General features: G+C 66.2%; 28 protein-coding genes. 18 read left to right on the plus strand and 10 right to left on the minus strand.

What is annotated here, in order from left to right; genetic code table 11:
• Window positions 1-155 precede the first annotated feature (155 nt).
• From proC to OSH05_RS06060, 5 genes are all read left to right on the plus strand, one after another.
• The gene (gene proC, locus OSH05_RS06040; protein ID WP_104217657.1) at window positions 156-980 is read left to right on the plus strand and encodes a pyrroline-5-carboxylate reductase; all 825 of its coding nucleotides are present in this window, start codon (window positions 156-158) and stop codon (window positions 978-980) included.
• A 28-nt stretch (window positions 981-1,008) separates the two neighbouring features.
• Window positions 1,009-1,461 (plus strand): DUF4279 domain-containing protein, encoded by a 453-nt coding sequence (locus tag OSH05_RS06045; RefSeq protein ID WP_104217102.1) that lies wholly within the window; start codon window positions 1,009-1,011, stop codon window positions 1,459-1,461.
• A gap of 122 nt (window positions 1,462-1,583) precedes the next feature.
• Window positions 1,584-2,249 (plus strand): TetR family transcriptional regulator, encoded by a 666-nt coding sequence (locus OSH05_RS06050; protein ID WP_104217101.1) that lies wholly within the window; start codon window positions 1,584-1,586, stop codon window positions 2,247-2,249.
• 61 nt (window positions 2,250-2,310) lie between these two features.
• Window positions 2,311-2,655, plus strand: a complete 345-nt coding sequence (locus tag OSH05_RS06055; protein ID WP_104217100.1) for a tRNA-binding protein — start codon at window positions 2,311-2,313, stop codon at window positions 2,653-2,655.
• An 80-nt stretch (window positions 2,656-2,735) separates the two neighbouring features.
• A complete protein-coding gene (locus OSH05_RS06060) occupies window positions 2,736-3,566 on the plus strand; it encodes a VOC family protein (protein ID WP_104217099.1) in 831 nt (276 codons plus the stop codon).
• 48 nt (window positions 3,567-3,614) lie between these two features.
• Here the strand turns inward: OSH05_RS06060 and OSH05_RS06065 are convergent, their stop codons facing one another.
• From OSH05_RS06065 to OSH05_RS06075, 3 genes are all read right to left on the minus strand, one after another.
• Window positions 3,615-4,907, minus strand: coding sequence for an ATP-binding protein (locus OSH05_RS06065; RefSeq protein ID WP_266352354.1), 1,293 nt, complete (start codon window positions 4,905-4,907; stop codon window positions 3,615-3,617).
• Between the two features lie 253 nt (window positions 4,908-5,160).
• On the minus strand, window positions 5,161-5,880 hold the full coding sequence (locus tag OSH05_RS06070; protein ID WP_104217097.1) for a response regulator: 720 nt from the start codon (window positions 5,878-5,880) through the stop codon (window positions 5,161-5,163).
• A gap of 45 nt (window positions 5,881-5,925) precedes the next feature.
• Window positions 5,926-6,477 carry a MarR family winged helix-turn-helix transcriptional regulator gene (locus OSH05_RS06075; protein ID WP_104217656.1) on the minus strand — a complete coding sequence of 184 codons (552 nt, stop codon included), beginning with the start codon at window positions 6,475-6,477 and terminating at the stop codon, window positions 5,926-5,928.
• Between the two features lie 267 nt (window positions 6,478-6,744).
• Between OSH05_RS06075 and OSH05_RS06080 the strand changes: the two genes are divergently transcribed.
• The 5 genes from OSH05_RS06080 to OSH05_RS06100 all read left to right on the plus strand — a co-directional run bounded on the left by OSH05_RS06080 (window position 6,745) and on the right by OSH05_RS06100 (window position 11,331).
• Window positions 6,745-7,644 (plus strand): branched-chain amino acid aminotransferase, encoded by a 900-nt coding sequence (locus OSH05_RS06080; RefSeq protein WP_104217655.1) that lies wholly within the window; start codon window positions 6,745-6,747, stop codon window positions 7,642-7,644.
• Window positions 7,645-7,834: 190 nt separating this feature from the next.
• Window positions 7,835-9,229 (plus strand): hypothetical protein, encoded by a 1,395-nt coding sequence (locus OSH05_RS06085; RefSeq protein ID WP_133163035.1) that lies wholly within the window; start codon window positions 7,835-7,837, stop codon window positions 9,227-9,229.
• On the plus strand, window positions 9,141-9,836 hold the full coding sequence (locus OSH05_RS06090; RefSeq protein WP_104217095.1) for a precorrin-8X methylmutase: 696 nt from the start codon (window positions 9,141-9,143) through the stop codon (window positions 9,834-9,836). The genes OSH05_RS06085 and OSH05_RS06090 overlap by 89 nt, the downstream gene beginning before the upstream one ends.
• Window positions 9,833-10,573: a precorrin-2 C(20)-methyltransferase gene (locus tag OSH05_RS06095; protein ID WP_104217094.1), complete on the plus strand. Its 741-nt coding sequence runs from the start codon at window positions 9,833-9,835 to the stop codon at window positions 10,571-10,573. The genes OSH05_RS06090 and OSH05_RS06095 overlap by 4 nt, the downstream gene beginning before the upstream one ends.
• Window positions 10,570-11,331, plus strand: coding sequence for a precorrin-3B C(17)-methyltransferase (locus OSH05_RS06100; RefSeq protein WP_104217093.1), 762 nt, complete (start codon window positions 10,570-10,572; stop codon window positions 11,329-11,331). Before OSH05_RS06095 ends, OSH05_RS06100 begins: the two co-directional genes overlap by 4 nt.
• Here the strand turns inward: OSH05_RS06100 and OSH05_RS06105 are convergent.
• The gene (locus OSH05_RS06105; RefSeq protein ID WP_104217092.1) at window positions 11,298-12,062 is read right to left on the minus strand and encodes a cobalt-precorrin-6A reductase; all 765 of its coding nucleotides are present in this window, start codon (window positions 12,060-12,062) and stop codon (window positions 11,298-11,300) included. The two genes, OSH05_RS06100 and OSH05_RS06105, sit on opposite strands and share 34 nt — an antisense overlap.
• A gap of 43 nt (window positions 12,063-12,105) precedes the next feature.
• On the opposite strand from OSH05_RS06105, the gene cbiE reads away from it, so the two are divergent.
• The 6 genes from cbiE (at window position 12,106) to clpA (ending at window position 18,790) form a co-directional block, all read left to right on the plus strand.
• Window positions 12,106-13,329 (plus strand): precorrin-6y C5,15-methyltransferase (decarboxylating) subunit CbiE, encoded by a 1,224-nt coding sequence (cbiE, locus tag OSH05_RS06110; RefSeq protein ID WP_266352097.1) that lies wholly within the window; start codon window positions 12,106-12,108, stop codon window positions 13,327-13,329.
• 13 nt (window positions 13,330-13,342) lie between these two features.
• Entirely contained in the window at window positions 13,343-13,741 is a 399-nt protein-coding gene (locus tag OSH05_RS06115) for a cobalamin biosynthesis protein (RefSeq protein WP_104217090.1), read from the plus strand.
• A complete protein-coding gene (cobM, locus tag OSH05_RS06120) occupies window positions 13,738-14,502 on the plus strand; it encodes a precorrin-4 C(11)-methyltransferase (RefSeq protein WP_104217089.1) in 765 nt (254 codons plus the stop codon). Before OSH05_RS06115 ends, cobM begins: the two co-directional genes overlap by 4 nt.
• Window positions 14,499-15,815, plus strand: coding sequence for a cobyrinate a,c-diamide synthase (locus OSH05_RS06125; protein ID WP_104217088.1), 1,317 nt, complete (start codon window positions 14,499-14,501; stop codon window positions 15,813-15,815). Before cobM ends, OSH05_RS06125 begins: the two co-directional genes overlap by 4 nt.
• Window positions 15,816-16,006: 191 nt before the next feature.
• Window positions 16,007-16,336 carry an ATP-dependent Clp protease adapter ClpS gene (gene clpS / locus OSH05_RS06130; RefSeq protein WP_104217087.1) on the plus strand — a complete coding sequence of 110 codons (330 nt, stop codon included), beginning with the start codon at window positions 16,007-16,009 and terminating at the stop codon, window positions 16,334-16,336.
• Window positions 16,337-16,345: 9 nt separating this feature from the next.
• Entirely contained in the window at window positions 16,346-18,790 is a 2,445-nt protein-coding gene (gene clpA / locus OSH05_RS06135; RefSeq protein WP_104217086.1) for an ATP-dependent Clp protease ATP-binding subunit ClpA, read from the plus strand.
• Between the two features lie 43 nt (window positions 18,791-18,833).
• Here the strand turns inward: clpA and OSH05_RS06140 are convergent, their stop codons facing one another.
• Both OSH05_RS06140 and OSH05_RS06145 read right to left on the minus strand, forming a co-directional pair.
• Window positions 18,834-19,733 carry a sigma-70 family RNA polymerase sigma factor gene (locus OSH05_RS06140; protein ID WP_104217085.1) on the minus strand — a complete coding sequence of 300 codons (900 nt, stop codon included), beginning with the start codon at window positions 19,731-19,733 and terminating at the stop codon, window positions 18,834-18,836.
• Window positions 19,734-19,746: 13 nt separating this feature from the next.
• Entirely contained in the window at window positions 19,747-20,217 is a 471-nt protein-coding gene (locus OSH05_RS06145) for a carboxymuconolactone decarboxylase family protein (RefSeq protein WP_104217084.1), read from the minus strand.
• A gap of 224 nt (window positions 20,218-20,441) precedes the next feature.
• Between OSH05_RS06145 and gndA the strand changes: the two genes are divergently transcribed.
• Window positions 20,442-21,875, plus strand: coding sequence for an NADP-dependent phosphogluconate dehydrogenase (gene gndA, locus OSH05_RS06150; RefSeq protein ID WP_104217083.1), 1,434 nt, complete (start codon window positions 20,442-20,444; stop codon window positions 21,873-21,875).
• Between the two features lie 35 nt (window positions 21,876-21,910).
• Here the strand turns inward: gndA and OSH05_RS06155 are convergent, their stop codons facing one another.
• A complete protein-coding gene (locus OSH05_RS06155) occupies window positions 21,911-22,315 on the minus strand; it encodes a response regulator (RefSeq protein ID WP_104217082.1) in 405 nt (134 codons plus the stop codon).
• 345 nt (window positions 22,316-22,660) lie between these two features.
• Between OSH05_RS06155 and OSH05_RS06160 the strand changes: the two genes are divergently transcribed.
• Window positions 22,661-22,852, plus strand: a complete 192-nt coding sequence (locus OSH05_RS06160) for a CsbD family protein (protein WP_104217081.1) — start codon at window positions 22,661-22,663, stop codon at window positions 22,850-22,852.
• Between the two features lie 64 nt (window positions 22,853-22,916).
• Here OSH05_RS06160 and OSH05_RS06165 read toward each other — a convergent pair whose 3' ends face one another.
• The 3 genes from OSH05_RS06165 to OSH05_RS06175 are packed head-to-tail and all read right to left on the minus strand — an operon-like array spanning window position 22,917 to window position 25,607.
• The gene (locus OSH05_RS06165) at window positions 22,917-23,690 is read right to left on the minus strand and encodes an SDR family NAD(P)-dependent oxidoreductase (protein ID WP_104217080.1); all 774 of its coding nucleotides are present in this window, start codon (window positions 23,688-23,690) and stop codon (window positions 22,917-22,919) included.
• 52 nt (window positions 23,691-23,742) lie between these two features.
• Window positions 23,743-24,753 carry an ABC transporter ATP-binding protein gene (locus OSH05_RS06170; protein ID WP_104217079.1) on the minus strand — a complete coding sequence of 337 codons (1,011 nt, stop codon included), beginning with the start codon at window positions 24,751-24,753 and terminating at the stop codon, window positions 23,743-23,745.
• A gap of 23 nt (window positions 24,754-24,776) precedes the next feature.
• Window positions 24,777-25,607, minus strand: a complete 831-nt coding sequence (locus OSH05_RS06175; protein ID WP_104217078.1) for a carbohydrate ABC transporter permease — start codon at window positions 25,605-25,607, stop codon at window positions 24,777-24,779.
• Between the last annotated feature and the right edge of the window lies 1 nt (window position 25,608).

The following is a 25,608-nucleotide window of genomic DNA, read 5'->3' on the forward strand; positions in this document are numbered from 1 at the left end:
GGCCGAGTTCTAGCTTGGAACGATTCCGTTGTCATGGCCGCAGGGCGACATCCGAGCCTTATGGTCCTCCGGACGTGCGGTCCGCCTTGGCAGCGCGACGGGTCCGGCGTAAGGCCATAGCCAAAGCTCCCTCCCCTCTCATTCCGGTCGCCATGATGACGCTTTCCGCCTTCTCACCTTCCAGCCCCCTCGTCCTCATCGGCGCCGGCAAGATGGGCGGCGCGCTGCTCGCCGGCTGGCTGGTGGGCGGGCTCGATCCCGCCTCGGTGGTGGTCGTCGATCCGAAGCCTCCGGCCGATACGATGGCGCTGCTCGGCAAGGCCGGCATCGCGCCACTCGCCGCCCCGCCCGCTGGCGTCCAGGCGCGGCTGCTGCTGCTCGCGATCAAGCCGCAGATGATGGGCGACGCGCTGCCGGCGCTGAAGGCACTGGTCGGGCCGCGCACGCTATCGCTCTCGATCGCGGCCGGAACGACGGTTGCGACCATCGAAGCGGCGCTCGGCGGCGCCATCATTCGCGCCATGCCGAACACACCGGCCCAGGTCGGGCGCGGCATGACGGGCCTCTTCGCCAATCCGGCGGCCACTGTCGAGGACCGCGACCTGGCGACAAGCCTGCTCGCTGCCGTCGGCGAGACCGGGTGGGTCGAGAACGAAAGCCTGATCGACGCGGTGACCGCCGTCTCGGGCTCCGGTCCTGCCTATGTCTTCCTGCTCGCCGAGGCGCTCACCGAAGCCGGCATCGCCGCCGGACTCGACCCGGCCCTCGCCGCCCGCCTCGCGCGCCAGACGGTCACCGGTTCCGGCGAATTGCTATATCGTTCGGAACTTCCGCCCGGCGAACTACGCCGCAACGTCACCTCGCCGAACGGCACCACCGCCGCCGCGCTGGACGTGCTGATGGCCGAGGACGGCCTCGCCAAGCTGATGACCCGCGCCGTGGCGGCCGCGAAGCGGCGGGCGGAGGAACTGGCGGGGTGATGGTGAGGCGCGAGGAGAGGCAGCATTGATGGACCAGGATTTGGATGAATTCCCCGAAGGCACGCCGCAGCGTTTCAGTGTGCAGTTGTTCATCCGGCACCCGACGATGCACCCGGCGGAAATCACAGCAGCTTTGGGCATGGATCCGCTGTTTCAGCATGTGGTGGGTGAACCGAGACGAACACCCAAGGGCACGCATCTGCCGGGCACTTACCCGTGCACGGACTGGCGCTACAGTGTCCGCTACGAAGTCAAGGATCAGTGGTTTGCCGAAAAAGTGACCGAGCTAGTGGACCGGCTCGTGCCTCACCGGGACTTTCTCCATCGCCTCCGATCGACGGGCGGCGAAGCCATGATAATCGTCCAATTTCTGGGTGACGATGGACATTTCGGCGACAATATTCCCTTGGAGACTCTTGCAAACCTGGCCGACCTCAAGCTGGAGCTGGGCATCGAGGTCTACATGGTCCCCCAAAACTAGCTCGTTGAGCCATCGCAGTGCCTACGCGGCGTTTGCTGGACCCCCGCAAGCCGCATCTTGCGCCTAGCCTTCGCCACATCCCGCGCCCATCTTGTAGATAGGGAAACCGAGGAGACCGGATCATGGCGAGCGAGAAGACGAAGAAGGCGATCGTCGAGGCGTTCATGGCGCTGCTCGGCGAGAAGCGGTTCGAGGCGGTCGGGCTTGGCGAGATTGCCGAGCGGGCGGGCCTGTCGCTTGCGGATCTGCGCGATGCCTTTGACGGCAAGATCTCGATCCTCGCCGATTTCGTGCGCCGGACCGATCGCGCCGTGCTGGACGGCATTGATCCGCCCGCAGCGGAGGAAAGCGCCCGCGACCGGCTGTTCGACATCGTCATGCGCCGCTTTGATCATCTCGCGCCCTACAAGGCGGCGCTGGGCTCGCTCGACGCCAGCCTCCGGCGCGATCCGGCGCTGGCGCTTTGCCTCAACAAAATCGCTCTCGACAGCGCCCGGTTCATGCTCGCCGCGGCGGGCGTCGGCACCGGCGGGCTTCTCGGTGCGACGCGGGCACAGGGTTATGTGCTGATGCTGGCGAAGGTCCTACCGGTTTGGCGCGATGACGCCGACCCGGACCAGTCGCGGACCATGGCGGCGCTCGACCGCGCCCTCGAGAGCGCGGAAAGCTGGTCGCGGCGCTCGGACAGGCTGGCCAGCCTCGCCTGCTCGCTCGCCTCGCGGATCGAAAAGCGACGCGCCTCGCGGCGTGGGGCCCCCAAGCCGGAAAGCGACGCAGCCGCGGCTTGACGGAGACGCGCGGTCCCGTGCTACGCGGAGTGGAATGCTCTCACCTCGCGAGGAATAGCCGATGCCGACGCCTGCCATCTCGTTCGACGACTTCCTGAAGGTCGACATCCGCGCCGGCACGATCGTCGAGGCGCTGCCCTTCCCCGAGGCGAGGAAGCCCGCCTACAAGCTCGTCATCGATTTCGGGCCGGAAATCGGGACCAAGAAATCCTCGGCGCAGATCACGAAATACTATACGCCGGAAGAACTCGTCGGGCGGCAGGTGATGGCGGTGGTGAATTTCCCGCCGCGCCAGATCGGCCCATTCATGTCCGAAGTGCTGACGCTCGGCATGCCGGATGACGAGGGCGCGGTGGTTCTGACCGCGATCGAGCGGCCGGTTGCGAATGGCGCGCGGCTTTTCTGACACGCAGTGTTCACTTTGGCGTATCTGCTACTTCGCAAGTGAAGCGCTTATGTTCAAGGAATAGAACATAGGAGGTCGTCATGACCCTCACTGCAACCGCCGAGACCGCACTTCCCTACGGACTGACGCGTCCCATCCATATCGGCGCCGTCGGGCTGAAGGCGAAGGATGTCGGCCGGGTCGCCGACTATTACCGGACACTGCTCGGACTGGAGACGATCGCCTCGACAGGCGGGACGGAGCGCCTCGGCGCCGGCGGCGTCGCCTTTCTCGAGATCGCACCGCTCGCATCGGACGGGCTTCCCGACGATACGCGCAGCGCCGGCCTCTTCCATACCGCCTTCCTGATGCCCTCCCGCGCCGATCTCGGCCGCTGGATCCTGCGCGCCTCTGAAAAGCGCCTCGCCGTCGACGGCATGTCGGACCATCTCGTCAGCGAGGCGATCTACCTGACCGATCCCGAAGGCAATGGCGTCGAGATCTATGCCGACCGGCCGCATGAGGGCTGGAAATGGGATCACGGCCGGGTCGAGATGTCGACGCTGGCGCTGGATCTTCGCCCGATCGTGGCGTCGGCCGGCGCGGCGCCGAAACCCTATGACGTTGCGCCGGACGGCCTGCGCATCGGCCATGTCCATCTGCGCGTCGGCAACCACGCCGAGGCCGAGCGCTGGTGGATCTCGGAAGTCGGTCTGCAGCCGATGGCGCATTACCCCGGCGCCACCTTCCTCGCCTCCGGCGGCTATCACCATCACATCGCCGGCAATGCCTGGCAGAGCCGCGGCGCCGGCCCGCGCGATCCGAAGCGCAGCGGCCTCGCATGGGTCGAACTGACGGGCAGCGGCATCGCGGCCGGGAAGGAACTGGTCGATCCCTGGGGTACGGTCGTGCGGCTGACGCCGGGCAGTTAGGAGATTCACTTTCTTGAACCCGCCCCTGGAGGGCGGGCTCAAGAAAGATCAAGCCGGGATCGACACGATCGCCCGCAGCCCGCCGAGCGGCGACTCGGCGAGTTCGACGTCGCCGCCATGGGCCCGTGCGATGTCGCGCGCGATCGGCAGGCCGAGGCCGGTGCCGCTTTCGTCGAGATTGCGCGCCTCGTCGAGCCGGTAGAACGGGCGGAACACGTCCTCGCGCTGCCCCGGCGCGATGCCGGGCCCGTCATCGTCGATGGTGACGACCAGCCAGCCATTCTCATGTCGGCCGGCAATCTCGACGCTGTCGCCATGCCGGCAGGCATTGGTGACGAGGTTCATGATGCAGCGCTTGAATTCGTTCGGCCTCAAATTGACGACCGGATCGCCGGAAAAGCTGCTGGTGACCCGGTGGCCGAGCCGGCGGCTATTGCCGGCGACCTCATCCAGCAGCGCCGCCACTTCCGTGCTCATCGTCGGCTCGTCGACATCGCCGCGCGCGAAGGCGAGATAGCCCTCCAGCATGCGCTGCATGTCGTCGACATCCTTCTTCATGGCGCGGACATCGTCGTTCTCGCGCATCAGCGCCAGTTGCAGGCGGAAGCGCGTCAGCACGGTTCTGAGGTCATGGCTGACGCCGGCCAGCATGGTTGTGCGCGTCTCGATCTGGCGCTCGATGCGGTCGCGCATCTCGATGAAGGTGGCCCCGGCCCGGCGTACCTCGCGCGCCCCGCGCGGCTTGAAATTCTCCATGCCCCGGCCCTTGCCGAAGCTCTCCGCCGCGTCGGCGAGCTGCTGGATCGGGCGGATCTGGTTACGCAGGAAGGCGATGGCGATGACCAGCAGCACGAGGCTGGTGCCGACCATCCAGAAGATGAAGATCTCCGAATTGGAGGCATAGGTCTGGCTACGCCGCGCCAGAACCCGCAGCACCTTGTCGCCAAGCTGGATGCGCACCTCGACGAGGTTCGACTTGCCGACCGTGTCGATCCAGAACGGCTTGCCGATCTGCTGGCTGATTTCGTTGGAGAGCGCGCTGTCGAGCAGCGAGAAAAACGGCTTCGGCGCGGCGGGCGGCAGCGTTTCGTTCGGCACGATCGAGATCACGAGGCCGAGCCGGACGGCGGCGATGCGCACGATGTTGGCAGCGTTGCCTTCGCCCGGATAGGTCTCGATCAGGTCGGTGATCGCGGCGATATCGCGCACCGTCGCAGCCGACAGGCGGCGCGTCACGGTCTGCCAGTGCCGCTCCATGAAGACGAAGGCGACGACCGATTGCAGGATGACGATCGGCGCGATGATGATGATGAGGGCGCGGGCATAGAGCCCCTTCGGCATCGCCTGGCCGAGACGGCGGCCGAGATAGCGATAGGGCGCCAGAGCCAGGTCGATCGCCGGCTGAGCCTTCCGGAACGATCGGCGGACCGCGTTGACGGCCGGTGCGCGGGCCAGCCGGCGCACCAGCGCGACCACCGGCCAGTCCGACCAGCTGCCGATCCGGCCGATGCGGTGGAAGGGATGCGGCGGCTGGTCCATCAGGCCGGCTCGGCCTTCAGGATGTCGCCGCCGGGCCGCCGGGCTTGCGCCACCCTCAAGCCTCCGTGACGAGGCGGTAGCCGATGCCGCGCACGGTCTGGAGATAGAGCGGGTTGGTCGGGTCGACCTCGATCTTGCGGCGCAGGCGGTTGATCTGCACGTCGATGGTCCGCTCGCCGGCCGGCTCGTCTTCGGAGAGGAGCGCGAGGCGCGGTACGGTCTCGTTCGGGCTGGCGGCGAAGACCGCCATGATCTGCCGCTCGCGGTCGGTCAGGCGCACCACCTCGGTGCCGCGTCGCAGCTCGCGGCGGCCGATATGGAAGGTGAACGGACCGAACCGGAGCTGCTCGATCAGCGGCGCCGCCACGGGCGTGCCGCGTTTCAGGATGGCATTGATGCGGAGCACCAGTTCACGCGGCTCGAAGGGCTTGCCGAGATAATCATCCGCCCCACCCTCGAAGCCGGCGATGCGATGATCGATTTCGGTGCGCGCCGTCAGCATCAGGATCGGCACCTGCATGGTCTCGCGCAGGCTCGCCAGGAGTTCGAGGCCACTTTCCCCCGGCATCATCACGTCGAGGATCAGCAGATCGAAGGAAAGCCCGCCGAGCCGGCCGCGCGCCTCCGCCGCATTGGCAGCGACATCGACGCGGAAGCCGTTGTCGGTGAGGTAACGCTGGATCAGCGAGCGGATGCGCTGGTCGTCGTCGATGACCAGGACATGGGGGGCGTCGTCGGCGACGATCGGCTGGGAAGAAAAGGCTGCATCACTCATCGAACACTCCTGCGAGGCCAGGCTGCGCGGCGCGGGTTCCGCGGCTCAGCGGCCGATCAGCCTTGCTACCTTATCGCGTTCCTCGGGATCGATCATCATGCGCAGGAACTGTTCCGCCGCGCGGCGCCCGTCGGCGTCGAGACCAGCCAGCGCGGCGCGGACACGGCGGGCCTGCGGCTCGGTCAGGCGGTCGGACAGCGCCCGGCCCTTTTCGGTCGGATAGAGCAGGCGCTGGCGGCGATCGACCGGACCCGGCACCTGCTCGATATAGCCCGTATCGATCAATTGCTTCAGCACGCGGCCGAGACTCTGCTTGGTGATCTTCAGGATATCGAGCAGATCCGCCACCCGCATTCCGGGCTGGCGGTTGACGAAATGGACGACGCGGTGATGGGCTCTCCCGAAATCGAACCGGGCGAGCACCGCATCGGGGTCCGAGACGAAATCGCGATAAGCATAGAAAAGCAGCTCGATCAGCACGATCTCGGGCGGCTCGGCAGGTGGATCGGAGATCGGGCCGGAACTCGGCTCGCGCGGCGGCTCGGGCAAGGACGTAGCGCCCGACCCGGAACCTCCCGCGAAATTTACGTCAGCCATATTGACATATTTCGGTTCGATTGTTACGTAGGATGCCGTCGCGACGAAATCTTCGAACGCGCCTGCCGTGCCCTTTGGCGATTGACCCGCAAAAGCGCGCTTCGACCGGCACATTACCGATAGTTTCGCGGCGGTGCAAAATAGCCCGGCCGGGCGCGTCCCCGTTTCCTGCATCGAAATGCAGCTTTACACGGACGGGGAAACGCGGGATCGGGTCAAAATGGCAAGATGAAGGGTCGCAAGCCGGCCCATATGGGAGCGATGACGATGAGCGCGGTTGCCTTCGATCAGAAAGAGGGATGGATCTGGTACAATGGATCCTTCGTGCCCTGGAAGGACGCCAAGGTTCACGTACTGACGCACGGCCTCCACTATGGCAGCGGCGTCTTCGAGGGCGAGCGCGCCTATGGCGGCACGATCTTCAAGCTGCGCGAACATACCGAGCGCCTGTTCAAATCGGCCGAGATCCTCGATTTCAAGATCCCCTACACGCTGCAGGAGATCGACGATGCCTGCCAGGCGACGCTCGCCAAGAACGGCCTCGTCGACGGCTATCTCCGGCCGATCGCCTGGCGCGGCAGCGAGATGATGGGCGTCTCGGCCCAGCACAACAAGATCAACGTGGCGATCGCGGCCTGGGAATGGCCGTCCTATTTCAGCCCCGCCGAGCGACTGAAGGGCATCCGTCTCGCCTGGGCGAAATATCGCCGCCCCGATCCGCAGACGGCGCCCTCGCTCGCCAAGGCGTCGGGCCTCTACATGATCTGCACGATCTCCAAGCATGAAGCCGAGCGCCACGGCTATGCCGACGCGCTGATGCTCGACTGGGAAGGCAATGTTGCCGAAGCTACCGGCGCCAACGTTTTCTTCGTCAAGGATGGCGTGATCCATACGCCGCTGGCGGACCGCTTCCTGAACGGCATCACGCGCAAGACAGTCATCGAGCTGGCCAAGGCGCGCGGCATCGAGGTGATCGAGCGCCGCATCTCGCCGGAAGAACTGCCGAGCTTTACCGAATGCTGGCTCTGCGGCACCGCCGCCGAGGTGACGCCGGTTTCCGAGATCGGCGAATACCGCTTCACGCCGGGCAAGATCAGCGAAATGCTGATGAACGACTATACCGCCGCCGTCCAGCCGGCCGCTCAGAAGCTCGCCGCCAACGCGTAAGGCGCGATTCGCAATTTCATGAGTGAGAAAGGCCGGCATTGTCCGGCCTTTTTCTTTTGGGGCAGCGCCTCTTCCCTGACCCTTCCCCTTGAGGGAGGGATCAAGGGACGATTGCCGTGCGTCTCACTGCGAAGTGCCCTTCCGCTCCCGCCCCGTTGACGCGCTGCCGGTTCGGGACCAAACCGTGGCCATGGCTATCGCAATTGCGCCCCGCCTTGCCTGCCCCACCCTCACCCGGCCGATGAAGACCGGCGATGGATATCTTGCGCGGCTGCCGCCCTTGACCCAGCCACTCGATGCCGGGCAACTCGGTGGGATCGCGGCGCTGGCGGCGGCGCATGGCAACGGGCTCGTCGAAATCTCGTCGCGCGGTAATTTCCAGATCCGCGGCGTCCAAGAAGATGGCGGGCCGGCGCTGGCGGAAGCGATGGGGCGGCTCGGCCTCAACCTGCAGGTTGGAATTCCGGTTTCTATCGATCCATTGGCCGAGCTTGGCACGCTGGCTATCGATCCGCGCGCCTTCATCGCCGCGCTGCAGGAGCGCGTCGACAACCGCGGACTTGCGCCACGGCTGGCGCCGAAGCTCGCGATCGTACTCGATTTCTGCACCGCCTTCCGCCCGGCTCATCTCTCGGCTGATCTTCGCCTGCGGTTTGAAGCCGATCGAGCCGATATCGGGCTTGGCGGCGACGACCGATCCGCCGCCTGGATCGGGTCTGTCGCAACAGGCGATGTCGTGGCGACCGCGCTCGCGATTCTGGCCTGTCTCGCCAGCTTCGGCCGCGAGACGCGGCTCGCCGGCACGCATGGCATTCAGGAGTCGGAGAGATTCCAGAGCGTGGTCGCGGCTGCCATCTCGTCCTTCCGACCCGACCTTAGGGCGATGGCGACATCCGAACCGCCGGGCAACAGCGAGACGGTCGCGGCCATCGCCTTTCCTTTCGGCCAGGCTTCCACCGATGACCTTGCGCGCCTCGCCGAGGCAGCCGACGAGGCCGGGATCACGGCGATCGCGCCGGCGCCGGACCGCACGCTGCTGCTCCGGGGATCGCCGGCGGCCGTCATCGCTATACGCCGCGCCGCCTCCGAAATCGGCTTTGTCAGCGAGCCGCATGACCCGCGGCGGACCGTCTTCGCCTGTATCGGCTCGGCCGGCTGCGCCTCGGGCTCGTTGCCGACGCGCGCGCTCGCCGCGGAGATTGCCGAAGCGGCACCGACGCTGCTCGACGACTCTTTTGCGCTGCATGTTTCCGGCTGCGCCAAGGGCTGCGCCCATGCCGAAGCGACGCCGATCACGCTCGCGGCTATCGACAAGCGCCTCGCAATCGTGCTTGAGGGTCGGGCTCGCGACGATGCGCGCGGATTCGTGCCGGCAAAGCATATCGCCGGCCGGGTCCGCAAGCTCGGCGCGGAGATCGATAGCCTGCGCCAGCCGGGTGAACGCTCCGCCGCCGTTCTGGCGCGCATCGGGACGGAGCGGATCGCGGCGGTCCTGCATGGCGACGGGCCGGACGGTCCGACAGAGGACGGAAACGGAATTGACGGCGGAGAGCCTTTCCAGCGCGAGCGACGCCTATCTGCGTGACGGGCATGCGATCTATGAGCGCTCCTTTGCGATCATCCGCGCCGAGGCCGATCTTTCCCGCTTTTCGGAGGCCGAAGCTCCCATCGTCGTTCGCATGATCCACGCCGCCGGCCTCGTGCCGCTGGCCGATGTCGTCGCCTTCGGCCATGGCTTTGCCGAGGTCGCGCGACCGGCGCTGCAATCCGGCGCTCCCATCCTCTGCGACACCGAAATGGTCGAGCGCGGCGTGACGCGCACCCGCCTTCCCGCCGGCAACGAGGTACTGTGCACGCTGCGCGATCCGACGGTCGCCGCGCTGGCCGAAAAGCTCGGCACGACGCGGTCGGCGGCGGCCGTGGATCTCTGGGGCGATCGGCTCGAAGGCGCGCTCGTCGTCATCGGCAATGCGCCGACCGCGCTGTTCCATCTCATGGAGCGGATCGACCAAGGCGCACCGCGCCCGGCAGCGATCATCGGCGTTCCCGTCGGCTTCGTCGGCGCGGCCGAGTCGAAGGCGGCGCTGGCCGAACATGGCGCCGGCATCCCCTATCTCGTGGTCCATGGCCGCCTCGGCGGCAGCGCCATCGCCGCCGCCGCGGTCAACGCGATCGCGAGCGACCGTCTATGAGCGGAACCGGCAAGTTGATCGGCGTCGGCGTCGGCCCCGGCGACCCCGAGCTTTTGACGCTGAAGGCGGTCCGCGCCATCGAGAGCGCCGATCTCGTCGCCTATTTCGCCAAGGCGGGCAACCAGAGCAACGCGCGCGCCATCGTCGCCGACCGTCTCGTGGGCGTCGCCGAGCTGCCGCTGCTCTATCCCGTGACGACCGAGATCCATCGCCATGATCCTGCCTATCGCTCGGCGATCGGGGGTTTCTACGAGCAGGCAGCTGCGACGATCGCGAGCCATCTCGAGGCGGGACGCAGGGTCGCCGTGCTGTCGGAGGGCGATCCGCTCTTCTACGGCTCCTATATGCACATCCACTGCCGCCTGGCTCCGCGCTTTGCCAGCGAGGTCATTCCGGGCGTGACCGGCATGTCGGGCGGCTGGTCTGGCGCCGGCGTGCCGATCGCGCAGGGCGACGACGTCACCACCATCCTGCCCGGCACGCTCGACGAGGACGAGCTCGCCCGCCGCTTCGCCGGTTGCGACGCGGCGATCGTCATGAAGCTCGGCCGCAACCTCGCCAAGGTCCGCTGCGCGCTGCAACGGGCCGGCAAGCTCGGCCGCGCCCTCTATGTCGAGCGCGCGACGACGGCCGAGGCCGTGATCCTGCCGCTTGCCGACAAGCCTGACGACGCGGCGCCGTATTTCTCGATGATCCTGGTGCCCGGCTGGACCGGCGAGCCGAAGGACGCGGCATGAGCGGGCATTTGGCGGTGATCGGCCTTGGCCCCGGCGATACGCGCTTTCTGACCGGCGAGGCGGAAGCGGCGCTCGCCGGTGCGGAAATCCTCTTCGGCTACGGTCCCTATCTTGACCGCGTCCCGCACCGCGCCGGGCAGGAACGCATCGCCTCCGACAATCGCGAGGAGATCGCCCGCGCCGGCGCCGCGCTGGAACGGGCGGCGGCGGGAGCGCGCGTCGCGATTGTCTCCGGCGGCGATCCGGGCGTGTTCGCCATGGCCGCGGCGGTTTGCGAGGCGATCGAGGCGGGGCCGGACGCATGGCGGGCGGTCGAGCTTGCCATTGTGCCGGGTATCACCGCCATGCTCGCGCTGGCGGCGCGGGTCGGCGCTCCGCTCGGCCACGATTTCTGCGCGATCTCGCTCTCCGACAATCTGAAGCCCTGGGAGATCGTCGAGCGGCGACTGGACGCGGCGGCCTCTACCGGCTTCGTCATCGCGCTTTACAATCCAATCTCGAAGGCGCGGCCCTGGCAGCTCGGCGCCGCCTTCGACCGGCTGCGCGCCGTCCTGCCACCCTCCGTGCCGATCATCTTCGGCCGCGCCGTCGGCCGCGCCGACGAGAGCGTGCGGATCGTCCCGCTTTTCGATGCCGATCCGGCTTTTGCCGACATGGCGACCCTCGTCATCATCGGATCGCCCGAGACGCGGATCGTCGAGCGGCCGGGCCTCGCCCCGCTGGTCTATTCGCCGCGCTCGGCCCGTTCGGCGAGCTGATCCAGCCATTCCGTAACCTCGGCCAGCGTTTCGACGCGGGCGAGATCGGCCGGCGCCGGCCGGTCGACGAGATAGACCGGCAGGCGGAGCCGCCGCGCCGCCTCGATCTTCGCATAGGTCGCCGCGCCGCCGCTCATCTTGGCGACAAGCAGCTCGATGCCATGCTCCGTCATCAGCCGCATCTCGTCCTCGACTGCTAACGGGCCCCGAGCGAGGAGCACCATGGCATGCGGGAAAGCGAGCGGCGGGTCGATCGGGTCGATGGTGCGGAAGAGATAATGGTGCTGAGGCGCGCGCTCGAAGGCATGCGCCTCCTGCCGGCCGATGGTGACGAAGACCCGCCTCGGCGCCTCGCCGATCGCGTCGACGAGGCGTTCCAGGGACGAGAACAAATGCCAGTCGTCGCCGGCCTGCCTCTCCCAGGCTGGACGCAGCCATTGCAGCGCCGGCACACCTGTCGACCGAACGGCTGCCGCCGCGTTAACCGCGATCCGAGCGGCGAAAGGATGCGTCGCAACGACGAGCGCGCCAATCCGTTTATCCGCTATATAGTCGGCAAGTCCTCTCTCTCCGCCAAAGCCGCCGAAACGAGCCGGCACGGCGAGCGGGAGCGGATCGGCGGTTCGGCCCGCGAGGGAAAGCGTCGCACGAAAGCGCCGGTCGGCTGCAAGGCGCTCGGCGAGGCGCCGTCCCTCCGCGGTCCCGCCGAGGATGAGTATGTCGAGTGTCACGGGTTCGGGGTCACGGGTGGGTCATGGGTTCGGGGATAGGGTCGTGAGTGGGGAAAGTGCCGCAAGAGAGCGGTGGCTGTCCATCGTCGGGATCGGCGAGGACGGCGTCTATGGCCTGTCGCCGATCGGCCGACGGCTGATCGAGACGGCCGATTATGTATTCGGCGGCGAGCGCCACATCGCCCTCGCCGGTCCGCTGATCAAGGGCGAAGCAATAGCGTGGCCTTCGCCATTCGACCTCGGCGACCTGCTGGCGAAGCGCGGCGAGCGCGTCACCGTGCTCGCCTCGGGCGACCCGTTTCACTACGGCGTTGGCAACACCATCGTCCGCAGCCTGCCGCTTTCCGAAATGCTGGTCGTGCCGGCGCCCTCGGCTTTCAGCCTTGCCGCCAGCCGGCTCGGGTGGTCGCTGGCCGAGACGACGACGCTGTCGCTGCATGGCCGGTCGATCGACCTCGTCAAGCCGCATCTCTTCGAAGGCGAGCGCATCCTGGCGCTGACCTCGAACGAATCGGCGCCGTGGGAGATCGCGGCGCTCTTGTCGCGCATCGGCTTCGGCCGCTCGCGGCTCACCGTGCTGGAGGCGCTCGGCGGGCGCGACGAGACGATCCGCACTGCGACGGCGGCCGGATTCGATCTCGACACTATCAATCCGCTCAATGTGCTGGCGATCGAGGCCCATGCCGGTCCCGGAGCCCGCATCCTGGCGCGAGCCCCCGGCCTGCCGGACGAACTGTTCGAAACCGACGGGCAGATCACCAAGCACGAGATCCGCGCCCTGGCGCTGGCCGCCCTGTCGCCACGGCCGGGCGAACTGCTCTGGGACATCGGCGCCGGCTCGGGATCGATTGCCATCGAATGGATGCTCTCCGATCGTCGCTCGCGCGCCGCCGCTATCGAATCGAACGAGGAGCGCGCCGACCGCATCCTGCGCAACGCGGCCGCCTTTGGCGTTCCGGAGCTGATGATCGTGCAGGGCCGCGCGCCCGAGGCCCTAGCCGGCCTGCCGACGCCCAACGCTGTGTTCATTGGCGGGGGATCGACCGAGCCGGGCCTCATCCAATCCGCAAGGGCGGCGCTGGCACCGCGCGGGCGTCTCGTCGTCAATGCGGTGACGCTCGAATCCGAAGCGCTGCTGCTCGCTCAGCACGCTAGCCTCGGCGGCTCGCTGATCCGCATCCAGATCGACCGCGCCCGCCCGCTCGGCGGCAAGACCGGCTGGGAGCCGGCGCGGCCGATCCTGCAATGGAGCTGGACCAAGCCATGATCGGCAATTGGCCATGATCGTCGCCGGAATCGGCTGCCGCAAGGGCGCCGCGGCCAGCGACGTGCTCGCGGCCATCGGCGCGGCGCTGGACGAAGCGCATCTGGCCGCTGCCGCGCTCGATTGGCTCGCCGCCCCGGCGGAAAAAGGTGGCGAGGCCGGCATCGTCGAGGCGGCGGAACGGCTGCAGCGCCCTTTGGTGCTGGTTCCATCCGATCGCCTCCAAAAAGCGGGAGAACGAACCGTAACCCGTTCCGAGCGCGTCGTGGCCCTGTTCAAGGTTCCATCCGTCGCCGAAGCCTCGGCGCTGGCGGCGGCCGGCGAGGCGTCGCGGCTCATCGTCGCCCGGCGCGTATCCGGGGCGGCGACCTGCGCGCTCGCCCAGAGCGATCCTCCTGCCGGAACCGACAAGTGAGCGTGCATTTCATCGGCGCGGGCCCCGGCGCCGCCGACCTCATCACGGTTCGCGGCCGCGATATTCTGGAGCGCTCGCCGGTCTGCCTCTATGCCGGATCGACCGTGGCGAAGGAGGTGCTCGCCTGGTGCCCACCGCATGCAAGGCTGGTCGACACGGCGCCGCTCGACCTCGACGCGATCGAGGCGGAATATGTCGCCGCCCATGCAGCCGGGCTCGACGTGGCGCGGCTGCATTCGGGCGATCTTTCCATCTATAGCGCGCTCGCCGAGCAGATCCGCCGGCTGGAGAAGCACGGCATTCCCTATACGCTGACGCCGGGCGTTCCCGCCTTCGCCGCCGCCGCCGCCTCGCTGGGGCGCGAATTGACCGTGCCGGAAGTGGCGCAGAGCTTGGTGCTGACCCGAATTTCGGGCCGCGCCTCGAAAATGCCGGAAGGCGAGACGCTGGCCGCCTTTGCCGCGACGGGCACGACGCTGGCGATCCACCTGGCCGTGCAGGCGCTGGACCGGATCGAGCGCGAATTGCTGCCCTTCTATGGCCCGGATTGCCCGGCGGCGATCGTCTTCCGCGCTTCCTGGCCCGACGAGCGCATCGTGCGCACGACGCTGGGTGCGCTGGCGGGCTCGATCGAGGGGCTGGAGATTTCCCGCAGCGCGCTGGTGCTGGTCGGCCCGGCACTGGGCGGCGGCGATTTCGCCGAAAGCGCGCTCTACCGGCCCGACTATGTCCGGCAGTTCCGTGGCGGCGGAACAAAGTGAGCGCGCGCGGCGTCGTGCTTTCGGCCGTGCGGTCCTCGTCCGGCAAGACGGTGGTCGCGACCGGCATTCTCGCGGCACTGGCGCGACGGGGCATGCGCGTCCGGGGCGCCAAGAGCGGCCCCGACTATATCGATCCCGCCTTCCATGCCGCGGCGAGCGGCGCGCCGAGCTTCAATCTCGATAGCTGGGCGATGGCCCCCCCGCTGCTGGACGGCCTGCTTCAGTTATCGTCGCAAGATGCCGACCTTCTTTTGATCGAAGGCGCGCTCGGCCTCTTCGACGGGGTCAGCGGCCCGCCGGGCCGGCGCGGCTCGACGGCCGATCTCGCCGCCCGATTCCGCTTGCCCGTCATCCTGGTCCATGACGTCTCCGGCCAGTCACAGACCGTCGCGGCGATTCTCCGCGGCATGATGCTGCATGATCCCGATGTCCGTGTTGCCGGCGTCATCCTGAACCGCGTCGGCAGCGAGCGGCACCGGCGGCTAGTCGAGGAAGCCGTGGGTGCGATCGGATTGCCCGTGCTCGGCGCCTTGCCGCGCCAGGCCGACCTGCAACTGCCGGAGCGGCATCTGGGCCTCGTGCAGGCCGGCGAGGATGCGGCGATCGGCGCCACGATCGCCAGGATCGCCGACAGCATCGAGCGTCACTGCGATCTCGACGCCATCGCCGCGCTGGCCCTGCCGCCGGCCCTCGCCGATGCCTCTCCCGCCGCGCCCGCCCTGCCACCGCCAGGACAGCGCATCGCGCTCGCCTCGGATGCCGCCTTCTCCTTCCTCTATCCGCATGTGATCGCCGGCTGGCGCGCGGCGGGCGCACGCCTCGTTCCGTTCTCACCGCTGGCGGACGAAGCGCCCCCATCGAATTGCGATGCCTGCTGGCTGCCCGGCGGCTATCCGGAGCTTCACGCCGCCCGTATCGCTTCGGCCGAAACCTTTCTCGGCGGCCTGCGCCGCTTCGCCGAGGCCCGGCCGGTGCATGGCGAATGCGGCGGCCACATGGTGCTCGGTCGCGCGCTCGTCGATGCGGACGGCGTCCGCCACACCATGGCCGGGCTGCTCGACCACGTCACGAGCTTTGCCGAGCGCCGTCTCCATCTCGGCTACCGCGTGGCGACGCTTTCCGGCGACGGCATCCTGGGGCAGGCCGGCACGATCCTTCGCGGCCACGAATTCCACTATTCGGTGCTGGTCGAACGCGGCGGCGACGCGCCTTTCGCCTTCCTGCAGGATGCGCGCGGCGAAGCCCTCGGTCCCGAAGGCGGCCGGCGCGGCCTCGTTTCGGGCAGCTATTTCCACGCGATCGCCAACGCATAGGCCGGCCGCAACGCCCAAAGGAATGCGGTTCAGGCGAAGCCCTTCCCAACGCGGAATGCCCATCCCATATAGCTCTTCACAACCCCTACCGCCCCCTCCCGGTGCATGGTCGTCAAATCGTCAAACTAAGCGATTGCGCTGCAGCGAGATTATCGGCAGGATTCCCTTCTGCGACGTGCGACCAGGTTCCGATGAGCAAAGACATCCGTCGATCTGACGACGGCGATTCCGGCATCGGCATCGCCACCAAAGTCCGGCCGAAGACCAAGCGGCCGAACCTCTACCGCGTGCTCCTGCTCAACGACGATTACACGCCGATGGAGTTCGTGGTGCACGTCCTGGAACGGTTCTTCAACAAGAACCGGGAGGAAGCGACGCAGATCATGCTGCATGTGCATCAGCATGGCATGGGGGAGTGTGGAGTCTTCACCTTTGAAGTGGCCGAGACCAAGGTCACGCAGGTGATGGATTTCGCCCGCAAGCACCAGCATCCGCTGCAATGCGTGATGGAAAGGAAGTGAGGTCCTAACGTGCCGTCATTCTCCCGCAGCCTCGAAAAGGCACTCCACCAGGCCCTCGCTCTCGCGAACGAGCGCCATCAGGAATATGCCACGCTCGAGCATCTCCTCCTCGCCCTGATCGAAGATCAGGACGCGGCCGCCGTCATGCGCGCCTGCAATGTCGATCTCGACGTGCTGAAGCGCAGCCTCGTCGACTATATCGACACCGAACTCGCCAATCTTGCCCGCGGCCCCGAAGAAGATTCGAAGCCGACCGCCGGCTTCCAGCGCGTGATCCAGCGCGCTGTCATCCATGTCCAGTCGTCCGGCCGCGAGGAAGTGACCGGCGCCAACGTGCTCGTCGCCATTTTCGCCGAGCGCGAGAGCCATGCCGCCTATTTCCTGCAGGAGCAGGACATGACGCGCTATGACGCGGTCAACTATATCTCGCATGGCATCGCCAAGCGGGCCGGGATGAGCGAGAGCCGGCCGGTGCGCGGCGTCGATGATGACGCGGCGACGGTCGAAAGCCGCGAGGACGGCAGCAAGAAGAAGGCCGACGCGCTCGAGGCCTATTGCGTCAATCTGAACGAGAAGGCCAAGAAGGGTAAGATCGACCCCCTGATCGGCCGCGACACCGAGATTTCCCGCACGATCCAGATCCTCTGCCGCCGCCAGAAGAACAATCCGCTCTTCGTCGGCGACCCGGGCGTCGGCAAGACGGCGATCGCGGAAGGGCTTGCCAAGCGCATCGTCGAGGGCGACGTGCCGGACGTTCTCGCCGGTTCGACCATCTTTTCGCTCGACATGGGCACGCTGCTCGCTGGAACGCGCTATCGCGGCGATTTCGAGGAGCGGCTGAAGCAGGTCGTCAAGGAGATCGAGGACTATCCGGGCTCGATCCTGTTCATCGACGAGATCCATACGGTGATCGGCGCCGGCGCCACCTCGGGCGGGGCGATGGACGCCTCGAACCTGCTGAAGCCGGCGCTCGCCTCCGGCGCGATCCGCTGCATCGGCTCGACCACCTACAAGGAATATCGCCAGTTCTTCGAAAAGGACCGTGCCCTGGTGCGGCGCTTCCAGAAGATCGACGTCAACGAGCCGACGATCCCCGACGCGATCGAGATCCTGAAGGGCCTCAAGCCCTATTTCGAGGACTTCCACCGCGTTCGCTATACCAATGACGCGATCAAGTCGGCGGTGGAACTGTCGGCGCGCTATATCCATGACCGCAAGCTGCCGGACAAGGCGATCGACGTAATCGACGAAACCGGCGCCTCGCAGATGCTCGTGCCAGAGGGCCGGCGGAAGAAGACGATCGGCGTCAAGGAGATCGAGGACACGATCGCCACCATGGCGCGGATCCCGCCCAAGACCGTGTCTAAGAACGACGCCGAGGTCCTGCGTTCGCTGGAAACGACGCTGAAGCGGGTCGTCTACGGCCAGGACAAGGCGATCGAGCAGGTCACTTCGGCGATCAAGCTCGCCCGGGCCGGTCTGCGCGAACCCGAAAAGCCGATCGGCTCCTATCTCTTCGCCGGCCCGACCGGCGTCGGCAAGACCGAAGTGGCCAAGCAGTTGGCCGCCAGCCTCGGCGTCGAGCTGATCCGCTTCGACATGTCGGAATATATGGAGCGCCACACAGTCTCGCGACTGATCGGCGCGCCGCCCGGCTATGTCGGCTTCGACCAGGGCGGCCTTTTGACCGACGGCGTCGACCAGCATCCGCATTGCGTGCTGCTGCTCGACGAGATCGAGAAGGCGCATCCGGACCTGTTCAACATCCTTCTTCAGGTCATGGACCACGGCAAGCTGACCGACCACAACGGCAAGCAGGTCGATTTCCGCAATGTCGTCCTGATCATGACGACCAATGCCGGCGCCGCCGACCTCGCCAAGCCGAACATCGGCTTCGGAAATTCGGTGCGCGATCCGGACGACCAGGAGGCGATCAACCGCCTGTTCGCGCCGGAATTCCGCAACCGCCTCGACGCGATCGTGCAGTTCGGCAATCTGCCGATCGAGATCGTGCATTCGGTGGTGCAGAAATTCGTGCTGCAGCTCGAGGCCCAGCTCGCCGATCGCGGCGTCACCTTCGATCTCTCGCCCGAGTCGATCGATTGGCTCGCCAAGAAGGGTTACGACCGCCAGATGGGCGCCCGCCCGCTCGGCCGCATCATCCAGCAATACATCAAGCAGCCGCTGGCGGATGAGGTCCTGTTCGGGAAGCTGAAGAAGGGCGGAACGGTCAAGATCACGGTGGTGAAGGGCGAAGATGGCGGCGACGTGCTGCACCTCGATCCGATCGAGGACGGCCCGGTAACGCCGAAGCCCGAGCCAGAAGAGCCGAAAGCCAAGGCCGCAAGGCCGAAGCGCAAGGCGGCGACAACGGCGAGCAAGGCGGTGGCGGCTCCGAAGACCCCGCCGAAGCGCGGCGGCCTGGTACCGAAGGTGCCGCTGAAGACGGAGTGATCCAACCGAAATCGACAGGAAGGGCGCCTCCGGGCGCCCTTTTTCATGCCGCCTTGCCGACCGGCAGCGTGGCAAACCCGGCAAGACCGGACAGCTTGTCGGGGTTTCTCACAATATAGATTGCGACGATGCGTCCGTCCTCGATGGCGAAACTCGTCGTCTGCAGGATGCCGGCCGGGTCAATGGAGACATAGCCTGGCAGACCCGAGACGAGTAGCGGACCGGACCAGGTTCGTGGTCCCTCGGGATGCTTGCCCGTGATGCCGCGGAAGAACCGGAAGATCCTGTCGCCGCCTACGATGGGATTGAGCGTCGCCACGACTTTGCCCCCTCCATCGTTGTGGAGGATGGCAGATTGGGCGAGGAGATCGCGCAGCGGCTCGACATTCCCTGTCCGGATCGCCTCGAAGAAGGCAGCGGCGACGCGCTGGCCCTCCTCAGGCGCAACCGGATAGCGCGCCTTCACCTCGCCGACATGGCTGCGGGCACGTACCAGCAATTGCCGGCACGCCGGGGGACTGCGCTGCAGCGCGTCGGCCAGGTCGGGCAGTTCCATGTCGAGGAGATCGTGCAGGACGAACGCCGCACGCTCCAGCGGCGAGAGGCGTTCCAGGGCCAGCATCAGCGCCACGGGGGCGTCGATACGCTCCTCGGGCGTGAGCGTTGCGGGAAGCGTCTCGACGACCGGATCCGGCAGCCACGGGCCGACATAGGCTTCCCGCCGAACCCGGGCCGAGCCGAGCCAATCGAGGCACAATCGCGTCACCACGGTCGCGAGCCAACTGCGCCGGTTCGCGATATCCATCGGAGACGTATGGTACCAGCGCAGGAATGCATCCTGGACGATATCCTGCGCGTCGGCGAACGAACCGAGCATGCGATAGGCAAGGCCCGTCAGGAACGGACGATACTGCTCGAATTCGGTGGCCGACGCTTCGCTCATGATCTCTTCTGCATCAAGCCGCAGCCCGCGCCGATCCCCTGACATCGTTCGGATGCACCGTCCGGAAGCCGACCGCAAGCCGGTTCCAGCTGTTGATCACGGCGATCGCCAGCGACAGGTCGACCTGCTCGCGCGGGGAGAAGTGCTCCGCGAGCAGGGCATAGTCCGCATCGCTCGCCCCGTTCTGCGGCAGGAGCGTCAATGCCTCGGTCCAGGCGAGAGCCGCCTTCTCGCGCGGCGTATAGAGCTGCGATTCACGCCAGGCGGACAGAAGGTAGATCCGCTCTTCGCTCTCGCCGGCCTTGCGGGCGTCTTCCGTATGCATATGCAGGCAATTGGCACAGCCATTGATCTGCGAAGCGCGGATTTTCACCAACTCGGCGAGGCTGTGCTCGATCGAAGATTGGCCGACATACTGGCTAACCGCCAGCATCGCCTTAACCGCCTCCGGGGCGGCGCCATAGAAGCTCAGTCGTTCGGACATGAAACGTCTCCATCGGGTTGACGCGGCTAAGACGAAATGGCGAGGCGGTCTGTGACACGTCGGTGGCTCCTTTTCTTCACCGACCCCCGCGAACATTTCCCGGCGATGCGGCTTCTGCCCTTCACGATCGTTTCACTCGGTTCAATCCGGATAGCCCGGCACGCCGCGCCGTTGTAAGGTCCGGCCGAATTTTCGGACTCATTCCCGCGATGGAGGGTAGCGACATGACGGAACTGGCGGATATCGGCGTACTCGGTTTGGCCGTCATGGGTGCGAATCTCGCGCGCAATGCCGCCCGCAAGGGCTTTGGCGTCGCGGTGTTCAACCGGCATGGCGAGCGGACGGACGAACTCATCTCGCAATTCGGCTCGGAGGGCCGGTTCTCGCCGTCCAAGGAGATCGCCGATTTCGTCGCTTCGATCGCGCGGCCGCGCCCGATCATCATCATGGTCAAGGCCGGCCAGCCGGTCGATGAGGTGATCGAGGAACTAATCCCGCATCTCGATGAAGGCGACATCATCATCGATGGGGGCAATTCGCTGTTCACCGACACCAATCGCCGCTTCCACTATCTGACCGAAAAGAAGCTGCGCTTCATCGGCATGGGCGTTTCGGGCGGCGAGGAAGGTGCGCTGGAAGGCCCCAGCATGATGCCGGGTGGCACGCGCGAGGCCTATGCCCGCATCGAGCCGATCGTGACCAAGATGGCGGCGCAGGTCGATGGCGAGCCGTGCTGCACCTATATCGGCACCGAGGGCTCCGGCCATTTCGTCAAGATGGTCCATAACGGCATCGAATATGCCGACATGCAGCTCATCACCGAGGCCTATGATCTGTTCAAGACGGTCTATGGCCTTGAGGCGCCTGCCATTGCCGAGATATTCGCGGAATGGAACAAGGGTGAGCTGAACTCCTATCTGATCGAGATCACCTCCGACGTGCTCAGCAAGATCGACTCGACGGGCAAGCCGCTCGTTGATTCGATTGTCGATGAAGCCGAGCAGAAGGGCACCGGCCGCTGGACGGCGCAATCGGCGCTCGATCTCGGCATTCCGCTCACCTCGATCACCGAGGCGGTGTTTGCCCGCGCCCTGTCGGCGCGCCGCGCCGAGCGCGCGGAATCGGAAAAGCTGCTGCCGCATGCCCCGGTCCCGGTCCGGACGCCGACAGCCGCCGATATCGACGCGATCCGCGATGCGCTGTTCGCCTCCAAGATCGTGGCCTATGCGCAGGGGTTCGAGCAGCTCGCGGTTGCCGCCAAGCAATATGGCTGGGATCTGAAGCTCGACGAACTGGCGACCATCTGGCGCGGCGGCTGCATCATCCGCGCCCGCTTCCTGAACCGCATCCGCGAGGCCTATCGCTCCGGCGCCGGCGGGTCGAACCTTATCCTGCAGGATTATTTCCGCGACGCGGTCACGAAGGCCGAGCCGAGCTGGCGCAAGGTCGTCGGGCTCGCCATCGAAAACGGCATTCCGGTGCCGGCCTTCTCGTCGTCGCTCGCCTATTATGACGGCCTGCGCCGCGCGCGCGGCCCCGCCAATCTGCTGCAGGGCCTGCGCGACTATTTTGGCGCGCACACCTATGCCCGTCTCGACAAGCCGGGCAAGTTCCATACGCGGTGGAGCCAGGATGGCGAGGAAGTGCAGGTTTCCTGAGCGTCATCCTGCCGGCGGCGCGGTTCGCGCCGCCCCTACCCCTCAAGAAGCAGACGGATTCGCCGGGCGAGTTCGTCCATCTCGATAGGCTTTCCCACGAGGTCCATGCCGCGCGCCGGGAGTCCGAGCGCGCTTGTGTCACTTCCGGAATAACCGGTCGCGAACAGCACCTTGAGATCCGGCTGCAGGCCTCGCGCTACCTCGGCCAGTTCCCGGCCGTCCATGCCCGGAAGGCCGACATCCGTCAGCATCAGGTCGAACCGGTCGCCACGGCGAAGCAGGGCTAGCGCCTCGGATGCGTCCTGTGCCTCGACGGTGCGAAAGCCGAGGTCATCGAGCTGATCGACGACAAGCATGCGCACGATGGGCTCGTCTTCGACCACGAGGATCGTAGCTTCGGCCGACCAGTTGGTTGCAGGATTGTCGATCTTTATGTTCATGGCCCGTACCTGAACTTCAACTCGCTATGCCGGTTGCGCGGCGTCGGAAAGCCAACGGACCTGCCGGGCACCCGTTCCAGAATAGACGGTGAAGTGGCGGCGCCCTATCCCTGACAAGCAGGTATTTTCGCCCGGCTCCGAATAAGGGACTGCGATCGTTCCATCGGGAAAAACGCCGCCGGATCCGTGAGTTGAGCCCGGCCGACGATCCGATGAGCCGATCGCTGCAATCGGGATGCCGTGGGTGTGACGTTCGTCACAGTGGCGAAAAGCGCGACGGCCCGGAACCACTGCCTCGGGCGGCCATTGTTAAGACGTGTTCCACAACGCTAACAGGAGGCTCCAATGGGCAGCACCACCGACAAGATCAAGGGCGTTACCAACGAGGCAGTGGGCAACGTGAAGCAGGGCGTCGGCCGCGCCGTCGGCTCCGAGAAGCTCGAGGCCGAAGGCGTCGTGCAGGAGATCAAGGGCGAGACGCAGCAGGCGGTCGGCAAGGCCAAGGACGCCGTCAAGAAGACCGTCGACCGGGCCTGACGAGCGTACACGTCGAAGCTATGCAGTTCGAGGGGTCGGCCCAGCCGGCCCCTCTTTCGTTTGGCTACCAGCAGGTGTAGCCGCCATCCACGACGACAACGGAGCCGGTCATGAGGCTGGCCGCTTCGCTGGCAAGGAACAGGACGACCGAGGCGATTTCCTCGACCTCGCCCATGCGGCCCATCGGCGTGCCGCCGATCCAGGCATCCCACATCGTCGGGTTCTTCTTCACGAAGGCATTGAGCGGCGTGTTGATATAGGTCGGCGCCACGGCATTGACGCGGACGCCGCGCGCGCCCCATTCGGCGGCCAGCGATTTGGTCAAGTGATGCACGGCCGCCTTGGAGGCGTTGTAGAACGCCTGCTCCTGAGGCTTGTTGACGATGAAACCCGACATCGAGCCGATATTGACGATCTTGCCCGAACCGGCCTTCAGCATGTGATTGCCGAACGCGCGGCAGCACCAGAAGGTACCATTCAGATTGACGTCGATGACGTTCAGCCAATGCTCGTCCGTGACCGTCTCGGCCGGCGTCTCGCTGCGGGCGATGCCGGCATTGTTGACGAGAATGTCGATCTTGCCGTGCTTCTTCACGACCTCATCGGCGACCTCGGTGACGCGCGCCGAACTGGTCACGTCCATGATCGAGATGTCGACGTCGTAGCCCTTGGCCTTCATGGCGTCGCGGCCCTTTTCGGCGATGCCGGCGTCGCGGTCGGCGATGATCACCTTGGCGCCAGCCTCGGCCAGCGCCTCGACCGAGGCGAGGCCGATCGCTTGGCCGCCGCCGGTTACCAGCGCGACCTGACCGCCGACACGAAACTTCTCCAGATACATGATGGCAACTCCTTTAATGCGGGCCCGTCCTGGACCTGTCGGCAAGACGCGGTCAGGATGGACGGGAAATGGCCTGGCCTTCGCGGTCGAAGCGATGAATCCGCGCGGGATCGGGCGTGAGATAGACGGTCTCACCGGGCTTGAGCGAAAATTCTCCAACCGCGCGCATGGTGATGTCGCCGACGCCCGGAACAGTGACATAGAGGAACGTATCCGAGCCGACATGCTCGGCGACGCTGACCGTTCCAGACCATTCGCCTGCCGTGACCGAGGCGCCCATGTGCTCCGGCCGGATGCCGATCGTCGTGGCGCCGCGCTGTTCGGCCGCCGGGCCGGTAACGAAGTTCATCTTCGGCGAGCCGATGAAGCCGGCGACGAAGAGATTATTCGGGTGGTCATAGAGTTCGAGCGGCGATCCGACCTGCTCGATGCTTCCCGCCGAGAGCACGACGATCTTGTCGGCCAGCGTCATGGCCTCGATCTGGTCATGCGTCACATAGATCGCCGTGGTGCCGAGGCTGTCCTGCAGCCGGGCGATTTCGAGGCGCATATTGACACGCAGCGCCGCATCGAGATTGGAGAGCGGCTCGTCGAACAGGAAGGCCTTCGGCTCGCGCACGATGGCACGGCCGATAGCGACGCGCTGGCGCTGGCCGCCGGAAAGCTGGCCCGGCCGACGGTCGAGATAGGCGGTCAGGTTGAGCACGGCGGCGGCCGCCTCCACCTTCTTGTTGCGCTCGTCCTTCGGCATGCCGGCCATGCGCAGGCCGAAGCCGATATTGGAGCGCACGCTCATATGCGGATAGAGCGCATAGGACTGGAACACCATGGAGAGGCCGCGCTTGGCCGGCGGCGTGTTGGAGACGTCGACGCCGTCGATCAGGATCCGGCCGCCCGTCGTATCTTCCAGCCCAGCGATGAGGCGCAGCAGCGTCGACTTTCCGCAGCCCGAGGGTCCGACGAAGACGACGAACTCGCCATCCTCGACCTCCAGGTCGACATTCTTGATGACATGGACGTTGCCGAAGGCCTTTTCGACGCCGACGAGCTCGATCTTTCCCATGATCTTGGTTCCCGAATAGGCGGCTACTTGACCGCGCCGAAAGTGAGGCCGCGCACGAGTTGCTTCTGGCTGAACCAGCCGAGCACCAGGATCGGCGCGATAGCGAGGGTCGAGGCAGCGGAGAGCTTGGCCCAGAACAGGCCCTCGGGGCTCGAATAGGAGGCGATGAAGGCCGTCAGCGGTGCCGCCTTGGAAGCCGACAGGTTCAGCGTCCAGAACGCTTCGTTCCAGGCGAGAATGATGTTGAGCAGCATCGTCGAGGCAATCCCCGGAACCGCCAGCGGAAGGAGGACGAAGACGATTTCCTTCCACAGCACGGCGCCGTCCATCCGCGAGGCTTCGAGGATGTCGACCGGAATCTCTTTGAAATAGGTGTAGAGCATCCAGATCATGATCGGCAGGTTGATCAGCATCAGGATGCCGGTCAGGCCCCATACCGTATCGAGCAGGCCCAGATTCTTGAAGATCAGGTAGATCGGCACCAGCACGCCCACGGCCGGCATCATCTTGGTGGAGAGCATCCACATCAAGATGTCCTTGGTCCGCTTCGCCGGCGCGAACGCCATCGACCAGGCGGCCGGAACCGCGATGACGAGGCCGAGAAGGCTGGAGCCGACCGCGATGATGACCGAGTTGAAGAAGTGCTTGAAATAGTCCGAGCGCGCCTGGACCTCGAAGAAGTTCTCCAGCGTCCAGTGCGGCGGTAGAAATGCCGGCGGGAACAGGATGGCGTCGCCCTCGCTCTTGAAGGCGGTCAGGATGGTCCAGAGGATCGGGAAGAAGAGGATCAGCGCCACGATCCAGGCGAGGATCGTGAAGGTCCATTTCTTCTGCGGGCTGATGGCGCGTGCCATG

Origin of the sequence: Kaistia algarum (assembly GCF_026343945.1) — a bacterium.
GTDB lineage: Bacteria > Pseudomonadota > Alphaproteobacteria > Rhizobiales > Kaistiaceae > Kaistia > Kaistia algarum.

Excerpts from the sequence above, each read along its gene's own strand:
- proC (WP_104217657.1), top strand. The coding sequence starts at position 156 with ATGACGCTTTCCGCCTTCTCACCTTCCAGCCCCCTCGTCCTCATCGGC.
- OSH05_RS06045 (WP_104217102.1), top strand. The coding sequence starts at position 1,009 with ATGGACCAGGATTTGGATGAATTCCCCGAAGGCACGCCGCAGCGTTTC.
- OSH05_RS06050 (WP_104217101.1), top strand. The coding sequence starts at position 1,584 with ATGGCGAGCGAGAAGACGAAGAAGGCGATCGTCGAGGCGTTCATGGCG.
- OSH05_RS06055 (WP_104217100.1), top strand. The coding sequence starts at position 2,311 with ATGCCGACGCCTGCCATCTCGTTCGACGACTTCCTGAAGGTCGACATC.
- OSH05_RS06060 (WP_104217099.1), top strand. The coding sequence starts at position 2,736 with ATGACCCTCACTGCAACCGCCGAGACCGCACTTCCCTACGGACTGACG.
- OSH05_RS06065 (WP_266352354.1), bottom strand. The coding sequence starts at position 4,907 with ATGCCGAAGGGGCTCTATGCCCGCGCCCTCATCATCATCATCGCGCCG.
- OSH05_RS06070 (WP_104217097.1), bottom strand. The coding sequence starts at position 5,880 with ATGAGTGATGCAGCCTTTTCTTCCCAGCCGATCGTCGCCGACGACGCC.
- OSH05_RS06075 (WP_104217656.1), bottom strand. The coding sequence starts at position 6,477 with ATGGCTGACGTAAATTTCGCGGGAGGTTCCGGGTCGGGCGCTACGTCC.
- OSH05_RS06080 (WP_104217655.1), top strand. The coding sequence starts at position 6,745 with ATGAGCGCGGTTGCCTTCGATCAGAAAGAGGGATGGATCTGGTACAAT.
- OSH05_RS06085 (WP_133163035.1), top strand. The coding sequence starts at position 7,835 with ATGGCTATCGCAATTGCGCCCCGCCTTGCCTGCCCCACCCTCACCCGG.
- OSH05_RS06090 (WP_104217095.1), top strand. The coding sequence starts at position 9,141 with ATGGCGACGGGCCGGACGGTCCGACAGAGGACGGAAACGGAATTGACG.
- OSH05_RS06095 (WP_104217094.1), top strand. The coding sequence starts at position 9,833 with ATGAGCGGAACCGGCAAGTTGATCGGCGTCGGCGTCGGCCCCGGCGAC.
- OSH05_RS06100 (WP_104217093.1), top strand. The coding sequence starts at position 10,570 with ATGAGCGGGCATTTGGCGGTGATCGGCCTTGGCCCCGGCGATACGCGC.
- OSH05_RS06115 (WP_104217090.1), top strand. The coding sequence starts at position 13,343 with ATGATCGTCGCCGGAATCGGCTGCCGCAAGGGCGCCGCGGCCAGCGAC.
- clpS (WP_104217087.1), top strand. The coding sequence starts at position 16,007 with ATGAGCAAAGACATCCGTCGATCTGACGACGGCGATTCCGGCATCGGC.
- OSH05_RS06140 (WP_104217085.1), bottom strand. The coding sequence starts at position 19,733 with ATGAGCGAAGCGTCGGCCACCGAATTCGAGCAGTATCGTCCGTTCCTG.
- OSH05_RS06145 (WP_104217084.1), bottom strand. The coding sequence starts at position 20,217 with ATGTCCGAACGACTGAGCTTCTATGGCGCCGCCCCGGAGGCGGTTAAG.
- gndA (WP_104217083.1), top strand. The coding sequence starts at position 20,442 with ATGACGGAACTGGCGGATATCGGCGTACTCGGTTTGGCCGTCATGGGT.
- OSH05_RS06155 (WP_104217082.1), bottom strand. The coding sequence starts at position 22,315 with ATGAACATAAAGATCGACAATCCTGCAACCAACTGGTCGGCCGAAGCT.
- OSH05_RS06160 (WP_104217081.1), top strand. The coding sequence starts at position 22,661 with ATGGGCAGCACCACCGACAAGATCAAGGGCGTTACCAACGAGGCAGTG.
- OSH05_RS06165 (WP_104217080.1), bottom strand. The coding sequence starts at position 23,690 with ATGTATCTGGAGAAGTTTCGTGTCGGCGGTCAGGTCGCGCTGGTAACC.
- OSH05_RS06170 (WP_104217079.1), bottom strand. The coding sequence starts at position 24,753 with ATGGGAAAGATCGAGCTCGTCGGCGTCGAAAAGGCCTTCGGCAACGTC.
- OSH05_RS06175 (WP_104217078.1), bottom strand. The coding sequence starts at position 25,607 with ATGGCACGCGCCATCAGCCCGCAGAAGAAATGGACCTTCACGATCCTC.